Source organism: Gimesia sp. (assembly GCF_048260065.1).
GTDB lineage: Bacteria > Planctomycetota > Planctomycetia > Planctomycetales > Planctomycetaceae > Gimesia.
Genome location: NZ_JBLXHC010000001.1, coordinates 236,684 through 255,159, shown reverse-complemented (window position 1 = coordinate 255,159; position 18,476 = coordinate 236,684). Strand labels below are relative to the sequence as shown.

Sequence of the window (18,476 nt, the reverse complement as noted above, 5' to 3'; positions counted from 1 at the left end):
CGATTATGGCCAGCTGAACTCACCACCGATCACCAGACCATGCAGCTTATAACTGTCCAGACTGTTTTGTGCCTGCAGTGAGACACCATTAGTCGTGCTGGAATCGATATTATAAAATATAATCGAGTCAGGCCGAGCAATCTGGTTTGCCCACAAAAAGTTATACCCTACATTAAATGTGAAATATTGAGACAGATGGAAACGGGCATTTACACCAAATTCAAAAGTAGGTGAAAACCGGGTTTTTGAAATCTCAGTATAATGTGCCGGGTCCGACGATCCCAGAAACTGATCGGTTAGCACACTACCATTATAATTATTCACACCAAAACCAACTTTAGGCTCTGCAGAAATCGTAAACCAGGGATGTACAAACTCCATACGAATACCAGCCTGAGGTACATACAGTTTATTACCGGTTGTTGAATTGACTTGACGATCAATATAAGTAATTGGCGGGGTAACGTTCAGCTCTTCAAAGCCCCCCCGAATTTTCATTCCTTCTTCAATGTTTAAATATCGGAAACCGACCAGGGGACGAATCTGTAAGCCACCGGCTCCATAATAGGTCCTGAAAAAGAGACGCTCGGTATTAAACACATAATTACTTTCTGCTCCCCAGGCTTGCGTCTCATAACTGACCGAAAACGACTTGTTGAAATTCACACCTGCAAATGCGATCTGACCATCACTGAGCGTAGTAATCGAAATTAAATCCGTATCTCCATTATTCGGCCCGAGAAAATCGCCTGCTCCATAGGAGAGGTTACTGCTCTCTTTTGCTGTACCAAAGAAAATCGCCTCAATGGTACCGCTCTTAAAATCAATACCAAATGTTCCCCGAATCCCATTTGCTCCCTCATGACCAATCGTACTGAGATCTGCCACTTTTGAGGAAAGTGTTCCAAACCCATTAAAATCGGGGACCGTAAATGGATTGCGTGGATCATTTCCGGTATCCGTCTCTGTACCGATCAACTGGTTTCCTGGAGGTGCTTTCCAGAGAAGGTACTCGATTCTCATCCAGCTGTTATTTGCCAAATCCTTAAATAGTCCGTCCCAGGGGTGGTCATACCCCCAACCCCGATCGACTGGCAGTACCCGGGTGATCATCCCTGACTCTCCAGAATATTCAGACTGGTACTGGTCTACGTTCTCATAATATTCAGGCTCCGGTTCATAATACTCCTGCACGGGAGCATATTGCATTTTATGTGGTGCCCCAGGCCGGTATGAGGCCTGCATGTAGCCATTCCCAGTTTGTCCAGCGGCAGATGCATAAGGAGCCTGCGCGGACAATGATTCTACTCCAGACAGGAGAACAACCATTCCAAGCAATAAACGGTAGGCCGGATTTACCATGTTCTACTTCAATCTCATGTTAAAAGAAGTCTACAAGCCGGAGGCTCTACAAAACTGCCTTCAAACTCAGACAGACCCAGCAAATAACCACCCTGCGGCGCAGGAAAATCCGCGTGAAGGGTATTAGATATATCAAAGGTATCGGTTATATGGGTTATTCGACTTGTAGGAATCCTGAGATCTCAGGCAGAAAGTTGGGAACCAGAGAGGCAACAAACAACAATCCAGGCAGTCTAGCGAGACAGGGAGAGAACAACTCGCCATGCAATTTTTACAACCACTCATTTCTGTGCAGATGGAATCAGGCGTTCCGTAACGCTTGCTTCAGACGCGCCCGTCTTCCAGAACGATAGAGGATATATAACGGAACGACTCCCGACAGAAGCAAGATCGCTCCAAATACTGGTCGCGTTACCATCCAGACCGCTGACAGCAGAATCAAGGTCAGACTGATCGAACTCAGCAGGGCAAATACTGTGATACCACGCCCCACAAAATTCCAGAGGAATGGGATTTTCTCAACGAGTACAACCAGAGGTTTAAAGAGCGTTGCTAATCCCAGAAAAACAATAATCCAGCCGGCAAACCGAAGTCCCCAGTTGAACATGGTCGTTGACTGTAAATTGCGACTCTCTTTATTCGCCTGATCCTGCTGCTCAGAACTCTCTTCCTGATTTTCTGAGATTACTGATTCTGCCTGAGAGATACTGATTTCCCGCTCAAGGATTTTTGACTCGTTATGCCAGAGTAAAAACAAACCCGCCATCAGGAAAATGATCCCGATGCCCAGATTCTTCAAGGCGGTTTGAAAACGCTTACCGAAGGATGGTTCTACATGCTCTTCTGATTTCTGATTCACAAGAATCGTGCTCCAGGAAAAAATGAACTGACTGATTCAGTTCGACATAGCGGGTGGCTGACTGGATAAACTTTCAAGAACTTCCTGCACTCTGATGATCTGCTCGGGAATTAGAGTCAGAAACTGCTGATTTCCAGCTGTTGTTTCGGTGTGTTCCAGTTTTTCATGTTCGTTGATCTTAAATTGCCCCGATTTTGACAAACCGAAATAATGACGCCCGGGTCTGACTGCATAAAGAACGCTGGTTAAATCATAAGTAGGCCGATCATAAGGCATTTTATGCCAATATTCGTACCCCAGCTTGATGGGATGATAGCTCACATAATCATAATCGTTTTGAATACTGCTGGCACGATTCTTAATCGCACGTCCCACCTCCCAGCCACTGACGACAACGGGAATTTCTGCCGGCCACAATTCATACACTGTTTTTGCCGCAGGAATATCCAGTCTGACATTGTATTCATGAAATTCGGCTGGCTTGTCGCGATCAAAACGACCAATCATTTGAGAAAGAAGTTTCACTTTCCTGGATACAAGTTCCCGCCCTGTCAGAGGACTGATCTGATCTCCCGTCGACTGGAGTAGTCTGGCGATATTCGTTGAAAACCCGACGACAACAAGCACGACCGAATGATCGGGCTGAGCAGCCAGTGTAGAACGTAAAACGGAAACTGCTTCAGGAATGTCCTCCGCACTTTGAAAGCGTCTCGCAAACACGGGTTTTCCATCTGCAGACGTTTCCACGACCTTACGTGTATATGATCCATCAGGGTTCGTCGCTCCCTGATGAACTCTTCCCAGAGGAATTTCCGGGCGACCATAAAATGAATTCACGACATCACAATACAGAATAGACCAGGGGTTATCCTTACTGCTGGTGACCGCCAGCAGTTCACATTCCCCCCTGCTCTGTAAGGCATGTATAACCGCCAGTGCCAGCGCATCATCGATATCATTTCCCATATCTGTATCGAAAATCAATTTCACAGGCTCTGCGGCAAAGGATCCTGCTTGAATAATCGAGAAGCACAATAAGACAATCAGCCCTGACAGCATCGGTTTCATGGGAACTTGATCTCGTTCAATTGCTTAACTTAGTGTAATTAATGACATTCTGTTTTCTTCAGGATAGAGTCTGTTTTCAAAAACTACAATCAATCGGTAATAAGATTCCATGATCTGTAAATCTTTACTGAGCGACAACCGGTATCCAATGAAATTTAAAAGAAGTTTATGTATGATACGGGGCTGTGATTAACATTTTTAACTTCATATCAGCCAGAAGTCTTTCGCGAATCAAAAAGGATCATCAATGCCGGCGCAGTGTTTTTTAGGAGTAGATCTGGGGGCAGAAAGCGGACGTGTTCTTGCAGGCATCCTGGAAGAAAATAGAATTCAGCTGGAAGAAATCTATCGTTTCAGTAATGGACCAGTGCCTCTCGCCGGAACACGACGCTGGAATGTAACTGGTCTCTGGTCTTCCATATTAAAAGGTCTGTCTCTCGCCGCACAAAAATATGGCGATCAGATTATTTCGGTCGGTGTGGATACATGGGGAGTTGACTATGTACTGCTTTCCGAAAAACAGGAAATGCTGGGACAGCCTTATCATTATCGAGATCCGCGCACCGATGGCATGCTGAACCTTGCGACTTCGCGCGTCCCGCAGCAGGAAATATTTGATGCAACCGGTCTCCAGTTCATGGAGATCAATACCCTATACCAGTTATTAGCCATGCAGCAGACTGATCCTGAATTACTGAAGCAGGCCAGAACATTTCTAATGATGCCTGACTTCTTTCACTGGTTGCTCTCAGGCAGTCAGGTTGTAGAATTCACCAATGCAACAACAACACAATGCCTGAATCCCCTGACGGGAGACTGGGCCTATGACTTATTGCGCAAACTCGAGATCCCGACTTCCATGCTTCCCAAACTGGTTTCACCTGGAACGAAACTGGGAACCTTACGTGAAGAAGTCATGCAGCAGACAGGGCTCAGTAAAATCGATGTCATTACTCCTGCCACTCACGATACCGCGTCTGCCGTTGCCGCAATTCCAACCTCTCAGACAGGAAATCCGAACTGGGCGTACATCAGTTCCGGGACCTGGTCTCTGATGGGCGTCGAAGTCAATTCTGCCGTTTTAGGCAAACGGGCGTTTGAGTTGAATTTCACAAACGAAGGAGGCATCGATGGCACCTACCGATTACTGAAAAATATCATGGGCCTCTGGCTGGTGCAGGAATGCAAACGTTCGTACGAACGCCAGGGTCAAACCATGGAATATTCGGAACTGGCTGAAGCTGCTGCCTCCGCTGAACCGTTTCGCTCCCTCGTAGATCCCGATGATCCACGATTTTTAAGCCCCACGGATATGCTTGAGGCCATCTCACAATACTGTAGAGAATCCGATCAACCAGTCCCGGAAACCGCCGGGCAGTACATTCGTTGCGCACTGGAAAGCCTGGCATTGAAATACCGTAAGGTTTCGGGCTGGCTCGAAGAATTAACAGGAACCCCCATCGAAGTGATTCATATTGTTGGAGGAGGGACCAAAAATGAGCTGCTGAACCAATTCACGGCGAATGCCTGCCAGATACCTGTCATCACCGGTCCGGTCGAAGCCACAGGGCTCGGAAATGTATTAGTCCAGGCAAGAGCTGTCGGGGCGGTCAGTTCACTCTCTGAAATACGAGAGATTGTACTGAATTCCGTAGAAACCAAACGTTATGAACCTCAGGAAAAAACCGTTTGGGAACAGGCAATTCAACAATTTGACAGTCTGCTCACTAATAATAAAGTAGAATCATAGATTCATCTAAGAATTCAGATACTTGCCGTCAGACTCCAGACACTATATTATCCCCGACTGGCATCCTTGCGATCCAGAACAAACATCATTCAGCTGCATCCAGTAAGAGAGAAGAAAAATGGGTCTGTTTGACCGCTTAAAACGTGGGCTAGAGAAAACTAAAGAAGTATTAAGGACAGATGTTCGCGATTTATTTAAAGCGGGCGAAATCCTGGATGACCAGAAAATTGAACAGTTTGAAGCCCGTTTAATCAAAACGGACATGGGAGTTGTTGCCTCTTCTGCTATTTGTGATGAAATCCGCAAAAAACATGGCGGGCGTACTGTCATTCTTGATGAAATCGAAGAGACAGTCAAAGAGAAAATCCGCACGCTTCTGGAAGGTGAAGGAGATACAAAATGGGATATTTCAGACCCGTTATCACCTTTGAACAATAATCCTGAAGGGGTAACTGTCATTCTCGTGGCAGGCGTAAATGGAGTCGGAAAAACGACTTCAATCGCGAAACTCGCAAATCTGATTCTGAAACAGAACAAGACAGTATTATTAGCAGCGGGAGATACCTTCCGAGCCGCAGCAGTCGAACAGCTCACAATGTGGTCAGAAAGACTGGGATGTGAAATCGTTACAAGACCCGATGGTACAGATCCTGCCAGCGTAGCCTATTCAGGTTGCGAACGGGCGCTGGAAACCGGCGTTGATTACCTGATTATCGACACCGCGGGCCGCTTACAGACTCACACAAACCTGATGGAAGAACTGGAAAAAATCAAACGTGTTGTGAGCAAAAAAATCCCGAATGCCCCTCACGAAAGTCTACTGGTCCTGGACGCAACCACTGGACAAAATGGAATCAGTCAGGCAGAACATTTTTCGAAATCGATTGAATGTTCTGGACTAATTTTGGCAAAATTAGATGGAACAGCACGTGGTGGAGTCACTGTTGCCATCCGTCAGAAGATGGGAATCCCTGTGAAATACGTGGGTGTCGGCGAGCAAATCGATGATCTTGAGCTCTTTAACTCACAAGGTTTCGTGGACGCCCTCTTTGCAAGTGCCTCATAATTACTCTCCCGATAAAGTCTTATTCTTAAGTCTATTTTCTGGATTGAGTCACATTTCGCATACCGAGCTGCCTATTCTTCGCGCAAGCTTAACATAATTTATGATTTGTTAAACTTTGACGCTTCCGAAGTCTGGCTGAACAAGCCAGACCTTCCTGATCAGTCAGGATATTCTTGACGTATCTCTTTTGGTCAAAGCTACTACGGAGAATTCCGATATTCCGTGTTAGAGCCATCGTTATGTTAGCGCTCAATTTGTCGGACCTTGCAGGTCATCTGATTGTAACGATGGGATTTTGATTAGACCGTCAGTATGGCTTCTACCAATTCAATGTTTTGGAAAGCATATACGCCTCCCTTCTGACGGTATGGAGACCAAGCACCTTTAGCGTGTACTCAGGAGTTAAAATATGCGAAAACTGAATGAACTGAAAAGAAAAGCCAGACTGACTGGGCTCCTATTAAGTGGGCTGGGTCTCATGGCTGTATCACCTGCATTTGGTGGTGATGCTGGATGTGCTCCTTCATGCACACCAGATCAACCCAATGCCTGCTGCACGAAAGTGTATGAGGAAGCTGGTACAAAGTTAGCTGCAGAACTCGAAAGGTTAACAGCAGAATGCTGTGCACCTAAGACTTGTGCTCCTACCTGCACCAATCCTGATACCTGCTGCGGCGAAGAGTCAAGTGATGATGGAGACTGCTGCAGCGGCCGCCTGACTCGTCTGTTTGACGACTGCGATGGCTGTGGTAACTTCCTCGAAGACAACGGTTGGAAATTGAGTGGCTGGCTGGAATTCGGTATTACCTTCAATGGTAACCGTCCTGCCAACGACTTGAACACTCCCGGTGTGGGATTCAACCAGGCTGACAGCCAGTTCATGTTGAACCAGCTGTACTTCGTTCTGGAAAAAGACGCTGCTGCCAATGAAGATTGCTTCGGCTGGGGGGGGCGTGTTGACCTGCTTGTTGGTTCCGATGCTGCTGATACAGCTGTATTCGGTGGTCCCAACAATACTCCCAACTTTGATGGTACCTGGTCAGACAACAACAATGCCACTGCCAACCAGATTGGTCTGGCAATGCCCCAGTTGTATGCATCTTTCTACGCTCCCATCGGTAACGGTGTGACAGTCAATGCTGGTCACTTCTATACACTGATTGGATATGAAGTTGTTCCTGCTACCGGAAACTTCTTCTACTCACACTCTTACACAATGCAGTACGATGAGCCCTTCACCCACACAGGTGTTCTGGCCAGTACTGATCTGAGCGACAATATCTCACTGACCGGTGGTATCACCACAGGTTGGGATGATTTCGAAAATCAGAACAATGAGTGGAGCTTCCTGGGTTCTATCGGCTGGACCAGCGATAGCGAAGACACTGCTGTGACTTTTGCTCTTACTTCTGGTGGTGAAAACGATGCTTTCAATGGTACTTCAAACATGACCATGTATAGTATCGTTGCTCAGCAGAAACTGACTGATAAACTGTCTTACGTCTTCCAGCATGACCACATGTTCTTACAGAACGGTGATGCCAACGCTGCTGGCGTCGATGGTGAAGCCTACGGCATCAACCAGTACCTGTTCTACGACCTCTGCGATTCGACTCGCGCTGGTCTGCGAGTTGAATACTGGCGTAACCACAACGCTTCTTTCCCAGTACCTCCAGCTGGTACAAACTACTACGAAATCACTGCAGGTTTGAACCACAAGATCAATTCCTGCATCCAGGTTCGTCCTGAAGTTCGCTGGGACTGGGCTGACGGAGCTGATCCCTGGACAACCAAGAGTGGTGGCACCAAAGACAGCCAGTTCACTGTTGGTACTGACGTAATCCTCGTCTTCTAAGATTTGTGATTACTCTCACATAATATATCATTCCATAAGTTGAATGATTCTGATACCTCCAAGAGAGCCTTTCTGATTCAGGAAGGCTCTCTTATTTTTTGCGCTGGTCTCAAGTTCGGACATTAGATTCTTGACCTGCTGCCTGAAAAAATTGACTCTCACATTTCCGAAATGGTAAGATCATTTCATGACCAGTCCCCGAAATTAATCGACTTTCTTCGTATTTAGGAAAAAAGAAAGTACATAATGCATCATCTGATTTTACGTCCCTGCCTGCTGTTCCTGCTTGTCTTTTGCTCATGCCCGCTACTGTGGGGAGATGCTCCCGTCCAACGTCCCAACATTATCCTGGTCATGGCCGATGATCTGGGTTGGTCGGATATTGGCTGTTACGGAGGTGAAATTGATACACCGCATATCGATTCACTCTCCCGTGATGGGATGCGTTTTTCCCAGTTCTATAACAATGCGATCTGTGGCCCGACACGAGCCTCATTACTGACGGGCCTGTACTGTCAGCAGACCGGGCATCGGGGAGACCGCTGGAACGAGCCTAAAAACTTTGATGTCTGTATGACGTTCGGTGAAGCACTGCAACAGGCCGGCTATCGCACGATGATGGTGGGGAAGTGGCAGGGACGAGACTCGGCCCTTGACCGTGGTTTTGACCGATTCTACGGTCCCATGTGCCAGGCAAAAATCAGCTATTATCATGAGGTCGTCCAGAATCCTTTTTTTCTGGATCGAAAGAGAATCGAACTCCCCGTGGACTTCTATCTCACAGATGCGTTCAATGAGCATGCAGTCCAGTTTCTTAAGGAAAGCCTTACAAGCCAGCAACCGTTCCTGCTGTACGTAGCCCATATCGCTCCTCACTGGCCGCTGCATGCCCGGGAACAGGAAATCGACCGCTACCGTAAACAATATCTGGAACAGGGCTGGGATCAGATTCGCGCAGAGCGTTTCCGAAAGCAGCGACAGACAGGATTGATCCCGGACGAATGGCAACTGGCGCCGCGAGTCGCCAGCATTCACAACTGGAAGCAGGAGCAGTATCAGCGCTGGCAGGCGGAGCGGATGGCCGTCTACGCCGCCCAGGTCAAGGCGATTGATCTGGGGCTGGGGCAGTTACTGCAGACGCTTAAAGCAGCCAATGCGGATGACAATACGCTGGTAATCTTTCTCTCCGATAATGGTGCAGCGCCGGACGGGGGACTTTCTCCCAGTAAAAGCGGCTTTGGTTTCAGTGAGAAGACTCCCAACCGCAATTGGAGACGGGATGGCGTGATGATCAAACCGGGAAGCGGTCCCGATCACATGCCCGGACCACCAGAAACCTTCGCGGCGTATGGCCTGGCCTGGGCGACGACCAGTAACACACCGTTCCGTGGAACCAAGCTGGAAGGGTATGAAGGTGGTATTCGTACCCCACTCGTGGTTCGCTGGCCAAAAGTCATTCAACAGGGAGGTGTGATCACCGGGCAACCGGGGCACGTGATCGATTTCATGGCCACGTTCCTGGATGTCGCACAGGCAGATTATCCCCGTGAATTCAAAGGGCGTCATCCTCGACCAGTCGAAGGCAAGAGTCTGCTTCCAGTCTTCCTGGGTAAACAGCGAACTGCACATGCGGAACTTTGCTGGGACCTTCCCCGCCATCAGGTCATCCTGTGTGGCAACTGGAAAGCCATTCGCCCACGCAAAAAGCCGGCAACCTGGCAGTTATACAACCTGGAGACGGATGGAACAGAAACAACAGATGTAGCTGATCAGCACCCTGAGCAGGTCAAGAATCTGGCACAGCGTTTTGAAGCCTGGGACAAGCGAGTCAATGCAAAATAAAAACGCTGTGTGAACGATCGATTATCATCCACACAGCGTGAGATTTTCTTTCCAAACAGCTTTCGCATTGCTGTTCAGTCAAATTTAATGTTTGAAGTGGCGACGTCCGGTGAAGATCATAGCAATGTTGTGCTCATTGCAGGCGGCAATCACTTCTTCATCACGGACCGAACCACCTGGCTGAATAATAGCAGTCACCCCCGCTTTGGCCGCTTCATCAACACCATCGCGGAATGGGAAGAACGCATCTGAAGCTACAATGGATCCCTGGCTGCGGTCACCTGCTTTGTAGGCAGCGATGTAAGATGAATCCAGTCGGCTCATCTGTCCGGCTCCAGCCCCCAGGAGCATTTCATCTTTGGCCAGGACTATGGCGTTTGATTTCACATGACGGCAGACCACCCAGCCGAAACTCAAACTGTCTAGCTCCTCAGCCGTGGGTTCACGTTCTGTCACAACTTTCCAATCAGCCTTGTCATCTCGCAGTTCATCTTTCTCCTGCACGAGCAGACCACCAGAAACCCGTCGGTAGTCGAGGCTGGGTTCTGCCGGTTGTTGCATCATGGGACATTTCATGAGACGCACGTTCTTTTTCCACTTTGGCTTTGTGGTCAGCAATTCGAATGCAGCCGGTTCATAATCCGGTGCAATAATTGCTTCAATAAACCGATTCGGTTCACACAGTTTTTCAGCCGTTGCCTGATCGACGGGCTGATTGAAACTCAAAATGGATCCAAACGCACTGACAGGGTCGCCGGCATACGCTTTCTCGAATGCTTCTACCAGCGTGTCTGCTGTTGCACACCCACAAGGGTTAGTATGCTTGATCACCACGGCAGCGGGTTTGTCAAAATCACTGGCAATCTGTAGAGCCGCATCCAGATCCAGAAAGTTATTGTATGAGAGCTCTTTACCGTTTAACTGCTCTGCCTGGGCAACGCTGGCTGCGGGAGGATTCTGCTCCACATAAAATGCAGCTCCCTGGTGCGGATTTTCGCCGTAACGCAGTTGATCCCGTTTCACCAGATTGATACTCACCTGTTCGGAAAATCGACTCTGTGTGCTTTCCTCAGACGGCAGAACTGAAGCCATGTAGTTCGCAACGGCGCGATCGTAACGTGCTGTCATCTCAAATGCAGCAGCAGAAAGTTTCAGACGAAACTCTGGAGTCAGCGGCCCCGATTTCAGTGCTTCCAGCACCTGACCATATTGCGTCTGGCCGGTGACAATACCGACATAAGCATGGTTCTTGGCGGCTGACCTGACCATACTGGGGCCACCTATATCGATTTGTTCAATCGCTTCTGCCAGAGTTACATCGGGTTTGGCAATCGTTGCTTCAAACGGGTATAGGTTGCAGACAACCAGTTCAAATGGAACGATCCCAAATTCTTCAATCGAAGCAGCATCACTGGCCAGATCGGGACGTCCCAGAATCGCTCCATGCACCTTGGGATGCAGTGTCTTGACACGACCATCCATGATCTCAGGGAAGCCCGTATATTCAGAAATATCGATGACCTTCACGCCCTGCTCTTCCAGATAGCGACGAGTACCACCGGTCGAGATAAATTCAAAGCCCAGTTCGGCCAGGCCATTTATAAATTCACCAAGACCTGTTTTATCACTGACACTAACTAATGCGCGACGTGGATGTGAATTACTCATTTGTTTCTTAGACAATCACCTGAGAATACAGAAGGGACAATGCCCGCCTGTCGTTGAAAGAATTTCCCTGTGCCTGATATAAACAGACTTCCAGTGGCAGATCACCATCGCAGCCGTTCCATGCACAACACGGACTCAGTTTAGCCAGTATGTGATCAGAAAACAAATGAGGCCTGAGGAAAGAAAGCTGCTGCTAAAACCGACCTAATTATCGGTATTTTCACCGTCAGCTGAAGTTTCTGACTGATCTTCTTTTGCTGCTGGTTCTGGCGAAATCTCAGGAAGAATCGGATACTTATCCTGATTTTTGAAGCGGATCGGAAATGGAAGGTCCTTCTGCTTCAGACATAGAATAATACCCGATTCTGAAGAACAGAAAATTCGATCCGTCTGTTCGTTCATCAGCTTGACCTGATATTTACGAAGGGGCACTGCAGAAAGAACTGCACCATCCGTGCGGGAAAGTACCAGTAAATTCCCAAGCTCATCTGTCGCATAAACACGCGTCGGTGACAGCGAAATAAAACGAGAACCCAGTGGCTGCCACCACTGCTCCAGTCCGCTTTGAGCTGAGAGTTGAAACAGACCATTTTTCTTCGAAGAAAGATAAACTTCGTTGTCCAGGACGGAAACAGGATAGCGTAATGGAAACGAGGTTCGAATTCGCCAGCGTACTATTCCATTCAAGATATTCAGACAATAGAGATTCTGATCCTCGGAAGCGAGGAAAAGACTCTTCCCTTCTTCAGCAAGACTGGCAGAAATGGGAGCATCTGTTTCAAACTGAAATGCCAGTTGCCGGTCCTGAAGTGTTACCGAATAGAGCGAACCATCCTGGCTGGCGAACAATAAAGTCCTGTTTGTGACAAGTGGTGGAGTGTTGATCGTATCTCCTGTCTGAAAGGTCCAGCGGATTGCACTTTCACGCCATGCCGGGAGTTTAGACTCATTACTTAATTCGTTCAGTTTTTTAAGATCCCATGCATACATCCGGCCGCTCAGCGTGCCTACATAGATCGCATCTTCATCGACTGTGGGACTCGTTGACGCAGAACCTGGTAAGGCTAACTCCCAGTCAATCTCACCATTCAACCTGTCGATAGCATATAACTTGGTCCCCACGGTGATATAGACATATTTAGAATTGGAGACAGGCGCATAACCGATATTATTGCCTCTCCCTAATTGAGTCGCCCACAGTTTTTTGCCGGTTTCATTGTTAAACGCGGTGATGATGCCGGCCGTCGATAATGCATACAAATTGATTTCGTCAATCGATAAATGCACAATCCGGTCCCGATGCGGATCAACAGTAGCCTGCCCCCACCAGACTCGTTCGAGATCATATTGTCCCAACTGCCGTTGTGTAGGAATCGTGATACCAACTGAAGACTCATTCAAACGTTGAGCCATCAGGGAATCACTTCCGGTGATTGTTACTAATAACATCAAAAAACTAACTGTCACTTTTTTACACAAAGACATAGGACCAACTTTTTCAAGATGATTTTAAAGACTGGCATTCTCAGAACAGCTAAAACGGCCTGCATCGCTAACTGCAAACGAAAGTAGCTCTACTCAAGTCTACAATACAGACTGACTTTGACCGAAAACTGTCTTTAAAAAGCGTTTGCAAAGCAGTATTCAAAGTGCTTCGCCCTGACTCACACATCCCATTCTACCCAGTCAACCAAAGGGGAATCCAGCTTTGTTCTGATATCATTTGAAGAATTTCCACTAGAAAAACTGTACATCCCGCTATAATCACCGGTTTCCAGGTGTACCAGCCAGCAATTTGCGATAGCGACAAATCCATTTCTCTATTTTGTGTTATCCGCAAATACGAATTTCATAATCAAAGTGCTTTAGAAAAAAGATGCTGTCCCACCATGTCTGAAAATGGTAAAATCTAACTGCAAAGCGATCGACGCAATGCATCTCTCACACACTTGTAGCTCAAAACTTCCACGAGTATGAAAACAGGTACAATGTTTCCAGAGCATTTTTTCCAGGCTTCAAAACTCGCTCTTTCTGCCCCCTTGCTCTTTACGCTCATCCTGAGTCTGCAGAATCCAGGATATTGTGATCTGATCAAGCTGAAGCATGGTGGTGAAATCAGAGGAAAACTGCAGAAACTGGCTTCCGGATCCGGAGAGGTTCGAATTATCGAGACATTGACTGGCGGTAAAATCGCTGTCGACTCTCAACAGATTGAGTTTATTACGAACCGTCCCTTGTCTGTCGAAGAATATGAGTCCCGCTCCAAATCATTATCTAATACCGTGGAAGCGCATCTGGAACTGGCAGACTGGTGTTCTGAAAACCATCTTACCTCTCAACGACATGCAGAACTGGAGAAAGTACTGTTACTGGAACCGGATCATGCAAAAACCCGTGCCGCGCTGGGATATACGAAACGAGACGGAGAATGGATGACCCGTGATGAATTGATGCGAAAAAATGGCTACATCAGATATAAAGGACGATATGTCTCCACGGCGGAGTTGGAATTACTCGAAAAAAATGAAGCGGAGCTGGCCGAAGAACGAAAATGGGCTAAAAAAATCAAGCTCTGGCTGACTTTCATGAATAGCAATAATGTCCAACTTCAACAGGAGGGCTTGAAAAATATTCAGGCTATCAATGATCCGTTCGCAGTAGCCGCCCTGGCCCGACAGATGGGTAAACATGAAAACTATCTCATCCGATCTCTTCTCGTCTCCACACTATCACAGATCACTGGCGACAAGCCTCTCAGACCGCTGGCAGAACTCGCTCTATCCGACCCTTTACAGGCAATTCGAGAGTCTGCTCTGCAGGCACTTTCCAGACGCGATGTTTCGCAGGCGATCGTCTATTTTATTGAGGCACTAAAAAACAGATCAAACATGATTGTTCAGCGGGCGGGAGAGGGACTGAAAGTCATTGGAGATGAATCTGTCGTTCCGGAACTGATCGCTGCCCTGATCACCACACACACCTATCGGGTCAGGGTTCCCGATACAACAACGACATACAGTTTCGGCACCAACGGAACGTTTGGAAACACAGGCGTGGTCCTGCCGCCTGATATTGAAGCGGGACTGCTGGCTGGCCGGTATCCCAATGGAGTGATTGTACTGCCTTCACAGCAAACCAGAGTTCCCATGCGGACAATCTCAGTCAAACACAGCCATCAAAACGAGGCTGTCCTGTCTGCCTTGCAAGAGATCACTCAACAGAATTTTGGGTACAATCAACGACTCTGGCAACTCTGGTGGTCTTCCACGCAAAATAAGACAGGACTGGTACCCGTCGTTCAGTAAGCGAACGATGGTCAACTCAATTCAGACTTTGAGTTGTCCCCGCCAGGGCTTCTCGCAGCGGATTAAGATGCTGATCATATTTTTTCCAGCGATCCAGGCCAGATTTATTCATCGGCCTGCGGACCTGCCAGTTACTTGCAGTTGTAACCGGGCGTGTATTGTCATGAAACGACAGGCACTTGTCATCCCAAGGCATGCCTGTCCAGTCAACAAGCTTGCGTGAGACATCTTCCTGATCATTCACCAGATCAGCATAATGAAGATCAAAAGGAGTGACTGGTAATACTTCCAGCCAGTGCTGCATCAGTCGTTCATACTCCTGAAAGTAGAGTCCCAGATGAGTTAGATCAAACGAATACTCGTGACCACGACGAAAGCGTTGAAAGTAACAGGAGAGACATGTGTCAAGCGGATGCCTGCGGCAGTGAATTACTTTCGCCTGCGGAAACATGATTGCCAGCAGTCCAAGGTGAATAAAATTTCCCGGCATCTTATCAATGACACGGGCAGCCGACTGATTGAAAGTTCGCAGGCGACGCAAATATGCATCAGCAAACCCGGTAAAGACCTTTTGAGGTACGCAGGAAATACATTCCGGGTATTCTGTCTTTGGTGAAGAATGTTGCTGCATCGTTCCAGAAATACTGGAAATATCAGGGAGTTCACCAGCCCCATGGATATCGGGATGACTCGACAGGATTTGTTCGACCAGAGTGGTACCGGTACGGGGCATACCAACGATAAATACCGGTACGCTGCTCTGATGTCCCAGAACAGCCAGTTCCCTGATCCGTTCGGCTGTAAAGACGGAAATGAGCCGGTCAACATCATTTCGAAAGCGATTGATATCGAAAGTTGCATTTTTAAAGCGATTGCCCATCTCATAGAATGAGAATGCCTTGTCATACTCTTTGACATCATTAAAGATTTTACCGGCAGCAAACCCCAGAAAACAGCGATCCTCATCAGACAAATCGGTCCTGGCTGACTGCCGTTCCAGTTCAGCCAATATGGGTTCATCTGCATTAAATTTTCGAGTCGCTGAATAATTAAAGTATGCTTCAGCATAATCGGGCTTTAATCTCAGAGCGGTTAAATAATGCTCTTCCGAGAGTTTGAAATCGCCAGTCTGGCGATAAATGGCAGCAAGATTATGATGAAATTCAGCGATATTCGGATTGAGGGAAATCGCTTTTTTCAAAAGATCGATTCCCAGTAAGAGTTCGCCAGTATGAGCATTCGCCAGAGCATAGAAATGGAGAAACTGAGTATTATTGACGTTGGCTGGATAGTAAGGCCTCATCAGAGCCTCAGCCTTGATTGCCTGGTTGGCCTGCAACAACTTGACCGCTTCGGTGATGACATTACTCATATTGATTTCCACTCTTCGATTTCAATGCTTTCAAAGGTCACTGCTATCTTTATCTCAGAGTCGGAAATGAAATGTTTTTCGGAAGTAGCGCCAGATCCATTGTCCTGTCGTTAGCTCACTGACCAGAAAACGTGCCTTCCCTCGCATATTTGACCGGAACAGGAATACGTCTTCATCTATCGGAACAATCGCCTGATATGCCGTGCTGGTCAGTTTTTCTCGACCATCTTTGTCGGTGACGGTTGGAAGCTCTCCTCCCATTTTATTAGATAACGTGGGGGGAACATAATCCAGATGCCCATGTGCAACTCGTTCTATTTTTGATCCGTAAGTCTTGTCAGGAAGGTGTTCCAACTTCAACTCGACCGTCTGTCCTTCATTAAAGTCGTTGCGATATTCCTGATCGATAAACAGCACCGCCTGATAACGGGATTCGGGCGCAATACTCAACATGTGAGTCCGCTCTTCCAGGTAGCAATTTTCATTTTTGGCATCGAGTGGTGTTCCGAACCAGCGCGAAAGCTGTTTTTTGGAATCCGACAACTTTGGTTCCGGCTGACTCGCAGGAGCTACGACCACTCCACTGATTGGTGCCACGACTTCCAAATTCTTGAGTTGTTCCTTGAGTTCCTCAATACGTTCCTGAATATTTGATAGTTTTTCTTCTGATACTTTGAGACCTGCCAGATCATCCAGTGCCCGGTATTTCGCGATCTCATCTATCTGTATATCACGATCCGTGCTTAACTGACGCAGTTCATCCTGTTTTTCGATATTGACAATATTTGCAAGTTTCTGACCTTTAACGACGTGCTGACCCGGTTCGACATAGACTTTTTCGAGGCGCCCGCTGCCTGTGGTATAAACGTGCTTCACGCCATAACCTTCAACAATAAAGGGGGCCTCAAAATGCATGGGAACGGGAATCAGAAGAATTCCAAGAATCACGGCGGCGGTGACTGTCAGCGTCGCTGAGACTTTGAAGTAATTCATGGGTTCGGTCCTCGGAGCAGCAATAATTTTGTAAATGTTAAAGACAATTCCGCCCAAAAATGAGGCGATTGATATCACGGCCAGTGTGATCCCGATACTCTGCAGGTCATAAGGCTTCAGTACGGTATACAGGAACAATGTAATCCCGAACATAATGAACCAGCGATAGAGTGCAGCAGAAACAGCATATAAGATAAACCAGAATTTTCCTGTTTCCGGCATAAAGGGATCGCGTTGCGATTCGATGCCCAGACAATACCACGCAAAAGTATCACGCAGATGTTTATCAGCTTTCTGTCGGAGATTGGGAATTTCCAGCAAATCGCTCATCATGTAGTAACCGTCGAACCGCATCAACGGGTTGGCATTGAAGATCACCGTCGTCACCGTAGAAACGAAGAACAGGTTCAAAGCCAGATGGTTCAGCAGACCAGGTTTGGTAAACCACCAGACCCAGACTGCGACGGCAGACATAATCACTTCAATATACATCCCGGCGCCGCCGATAATAATCCGCTGCCATTTATTTCTGAGCATCCAGGAGTCAGAAACGTCACAGTAAAGACAGGGGCTGAACACGAGGAACATGATCCCCATGCCGTGACATTCACCACCATAATGCTTACACGATAACCCGTGACCGAATTCGTGGACGACCTTGGCAGCGCCCAGAACGAACCACATATAAATCAGGTTAGGCCAGCCAAAGAACTGTTGAAATTCCGGGAGCCGACTGCGAAAGGCGTCAAACTGTACTCCGATTAAAACCCAGGATGAGACAATCAGCAGAGCAATCATCAGCGTCGCCCAGGGCTGCCACATCCATTTGACGTAGGGATATAATCTCTGCAGAGTTGTTTCCGGATCCCAGCCCGGAAGCCTGAGATAGAGTGCGTTCTTAAGTGTAGTCGTTAATTTCTTTTTATGTTCTTCCCGACGCTGCTTGATCAGCGTAACTCCCTGACCGGGTCGTCCACTGGTCAAAAGTCCTTTTCGGTACAAATCGGAAATCAATTGCTGAATTTCCGAAATAGAAAGCAGCAGCGTTGGATACTGACGATGTACTTCATCCTTAATTTCTTCTGGACATCGCGCCCCGTTCAAGAGATTCAGGATGTAATACTGTTCCGGATGCAGTCGGGTATATTTCAGTGAAACAGGATCTTTGATGACCCAGTACCCGAGTCCTTTATAATGAATCCACTTACTGATTAAATCATCGCGCACACTCAACGGAATCGGTCGTTCCGTTGAGGATGTCATGGATTCACTTAAAGTACTCATAAGCCCGTTCTGGATTCAATCAGGAATGTGTTTTAGATAACTGTCGAATTTA

General features: G+C 47.5%; 12 protein-coding genes. 5 read left to right on the top strand and 7 right to left on the bottom strand.

The genetic code is table 11. From position 1 onward, the window contains the following. Window positions 1–3: 3 nt before the first annotated feature. The 3 genes from ACN0YN_RS00970 to ACN0YN_RS00960 all read right to left on the bottom strand — a co-directional run bounded on the left by ACN0YN_RS00970 (window position 4) and on the right by ACN0YN_RS00960 (window position 3,289). Window positions 4–1,209, bottom strand: coding sequence for a BBP7 family outer membrane beta-barrel protein (locus tag ACN0YN_RS00970; RefSeq protein ID WP_417383102.1), 1,206 nt, complete (start codon window positions 1,207–1,209; stop codon window positions 4–6). Window positions 1,210–1,663: 454 nt separating this feature from the next. Continuing rightward, window positions 1,664–2,221, bottom strand: coding sequence for a TMEM43 family protein (locus ACN0YN_RS00965; protein ID WP_417383101.1), 558 nt, complete (start codon window positions 2,219–2,221; stop codon window positions 1,664–1,666). A 36-nt stretch (window positions 2,222–2,257) separates the two neighbouring features. Beyond that, a complete protein-coding gene (locus tag ACN0YN_RS00960; protein ID WP_417383100.1) occupies window positions 2,258–3,289 on the bottom strand; it encodes a nucleoside hydrolase in 1,032 nt (343 codons plus the stop codon). A gap of 247 nt (window positions 3,290–3,536) precedes the next feature. Here ACN0YN_RS00960 and rhaB point away from each other — a divergent pair, with 247 nt between their 5' ends. The 4 genes from rhaB to ACN0YN_RS00940 all read left to right on the top strand — a co-directional run bounded on the left by rhaB (window position 3,537) and on the right by ACN0YN_RS00940 (window position 9,802). After that, window positions 3,537–5,039 (top strand): rhamnulokinase, encoded by a 1,503-nt coding sequence (rhaB, locus tag ACN0YN_RS00955; protein ID WP_417383099.1) that lies wholly within the window; start codon window positions 3,537–3,539, stop codon window positions 5,037–5,039. A gap of 118 nt (window positions 5,040–5,157) precedes the next feature. Continuing rightward, entirely contained in the window at window positions 5,158–6,105 is a 948-nt protein-coding gene (gene ftsY / locus ACN0YN_RS00950; protein ID WP_417383098.1) for a signal recognition particle-docking protein FtsY, read from the top strand. Between the two features lie 409 nt (window positions 6,106–6,514). Beyond that, on the top strand, window positions 6,515–7,960 hold the full coding sequence (locus ACN0YN_RS00945) for a porin (protein ID WP_417383097.1): 1,446 nt from the start codon (window positions 6,515–6,517) through the stop codon (window positions 7,958–7,960). A gap of 246 nt (window positions 7,961–8,206) precedes the next feature. Continuing rightward, the gene (locus ACN0YN_RS00940; RefSeq protein ID WP_417383096.1) at window positions 8,207–9,802 is read left to right on the top strand and encodes an arylsulfatase; all 1,596 of its coding nucleotides are present in this window, start codon (window positions 8,207–8,209) and stop codon (window positions 9,800–9,802) included. 84 nt (window positions 9,803–9,886) lie between these two features. Here the strand turns inward: ACN0YN_RS00940 and purH are convergent, their stop codons facing one another. Beyond that, on the bottom strand, window positions 9,887–11,470 hold the full coding sequence (purH, locus tag ACN0YN_RS00935; protein WP_417383095.1) for a bifunctional phosphoribosylaminoimidazolecarboxamide formyltransferase/IMP cyclohydrolase: 1,584 nt from the start codon (window positions 11,468–11,470) through the stop codon (window positions 9,887–9,889). Between the two features lie 204 nt (window positions 11,471–11,674). Next, window positions 11,675–12,883 carry a PQQ-binding-like beta-propeller repeat protein gene (locus ACN0YN_RS00930; protein ID WP_417383094.1) on the bottom strand — a complete coding sequence of 403 codons (1,209 nt, stop codon included), beginning with the start codon at window positions 12,881–12,883 and terminating at the stop codon, window positions 11,675–11,677. Between the two features lie 575 nt (window positions 12,884–13,458). Between ACN0YN_RS00930 and ACN0YN_RS00925 the strand changes: the two genes are divergently transcribed. Next, a complete protein-coding gene (locus ACN0YN_RS00925) occupies window positions 13,459–14,775 on the top strand; it encodes a HEAT repeat domain-containing protein (protein ID WP_417383093.1) in 1,317 nt (438 codons plus the stop codon). Window positions 14,776–14,791: 16 nt separating this feature from the next. Here the strand turns inward: ACN0YN_RS00925 and ACN0YN_RS00920 are convergent, their stop codons facing one another. Next, window positions 14,792–16,147: a tetratricopeptide repeat-containing sulfotransferase family protein gene (locus ACN0YN_RS00920; RefSeq protein ID WP_417383092.1), complete on the bottom strand. Its 1,356-nt coding sequence runs from the start codon at window positions 16,145–16,147 to the stop codon at window positions 14,792–14,794. 54 nt (window positions 16,148–16,201) lie between these two features. Further along, entirely contained in the window at window positions 16,202–18,424 is a 2,223-nt protein-coding gene (locus ACN0YN_RS00915; RefSeq protein WP_417383091.1) for an HlyD family efflux transporter periplasmic adaptor subunit, read from the bottom strand. Window positions 18,425–18,476 lie beyond the last annotated feature (52 nt).

Bases quoted from the DNA above. Each gene is read 5' to 3' on its own strand.
- ACN0YN_RS00920 (WP_417383092.1), bottom strand. From the start codon at position 16,147: ATGAGTAATGTCATCACCGAAGCGGTCAAGTTGTTGCAGGCCAACCAG.
- ACN0YN_RS00960 (WP_417383100.1), bottom strand. From the start codon at position 3,289: ATGAAACCGATGCTGTCAGGGCTGATTGTCTTATTGTGCTTCTCGATT.
- ACN0YN_RS00930 (WP_417383094.1), bottom strand. From the start codon at position 12,883: ATGGCTCAACGTTTGAATGAGTCTTCAGTTGGTATCACGATTCCTACA.
- ftsY (WP_417383098.1), top strand. From the start codon at position 5,158: ATGGGTCTGTTTGACCGCTTAAAACGTGGGCTAGAGAAAACTAAAGAA.
- rhaB (WP_417383099.1), top strand. From the start codon at position 3,537: ATGCCGGCGCAGTGTTTTTTAGGAGTAGATCTGGGGGCAGAAAGCGGA.
- ACN0YN_RS00925 (WP_417383093.1), top strand. From the start codon at position 13,459: ATGTTTCCAGAGCATTTTTTCCAGGCTTCAAAACTCGCTCTTTCTGCC.
- ACN0YN_RS00915 (WP_417383091.1), bottom strand. From the start codon at position 18,424: ATGAGTACTTTAAGTGAATCCATGACATCCTCAACGGAACGACCGATT.
- ACN0YN_RS00940 (WP_417383096.1), top strand. From the start codon at position 8,207: ATGCATCATCTGATTTTACGTCCCTGCCTGCTGTTCCTGCTTGTCTTT.
- ACN0YN_RS00970 (WP_417383102.1), bottom strand. From the start codon at position 1,209: ATGCAATATGCTCCCGTGCAGGAGTATTATGAACCGGAGCCTGAATAT.
- purH (WP_417383095.1), bottom strand. From the start codon at position 11,470: ATGAGTAATTCACATCCACGTCGCGCATTAGTTAGTGTCAGTGATAAA.
- ACN0YN_RS00945 (WP_417383097.1), top strand. From the start codon at position 6,515: ATGCGAAAACTGAATGAACTGAAAAGAAAAGCCAGACTGACTGGGCTC.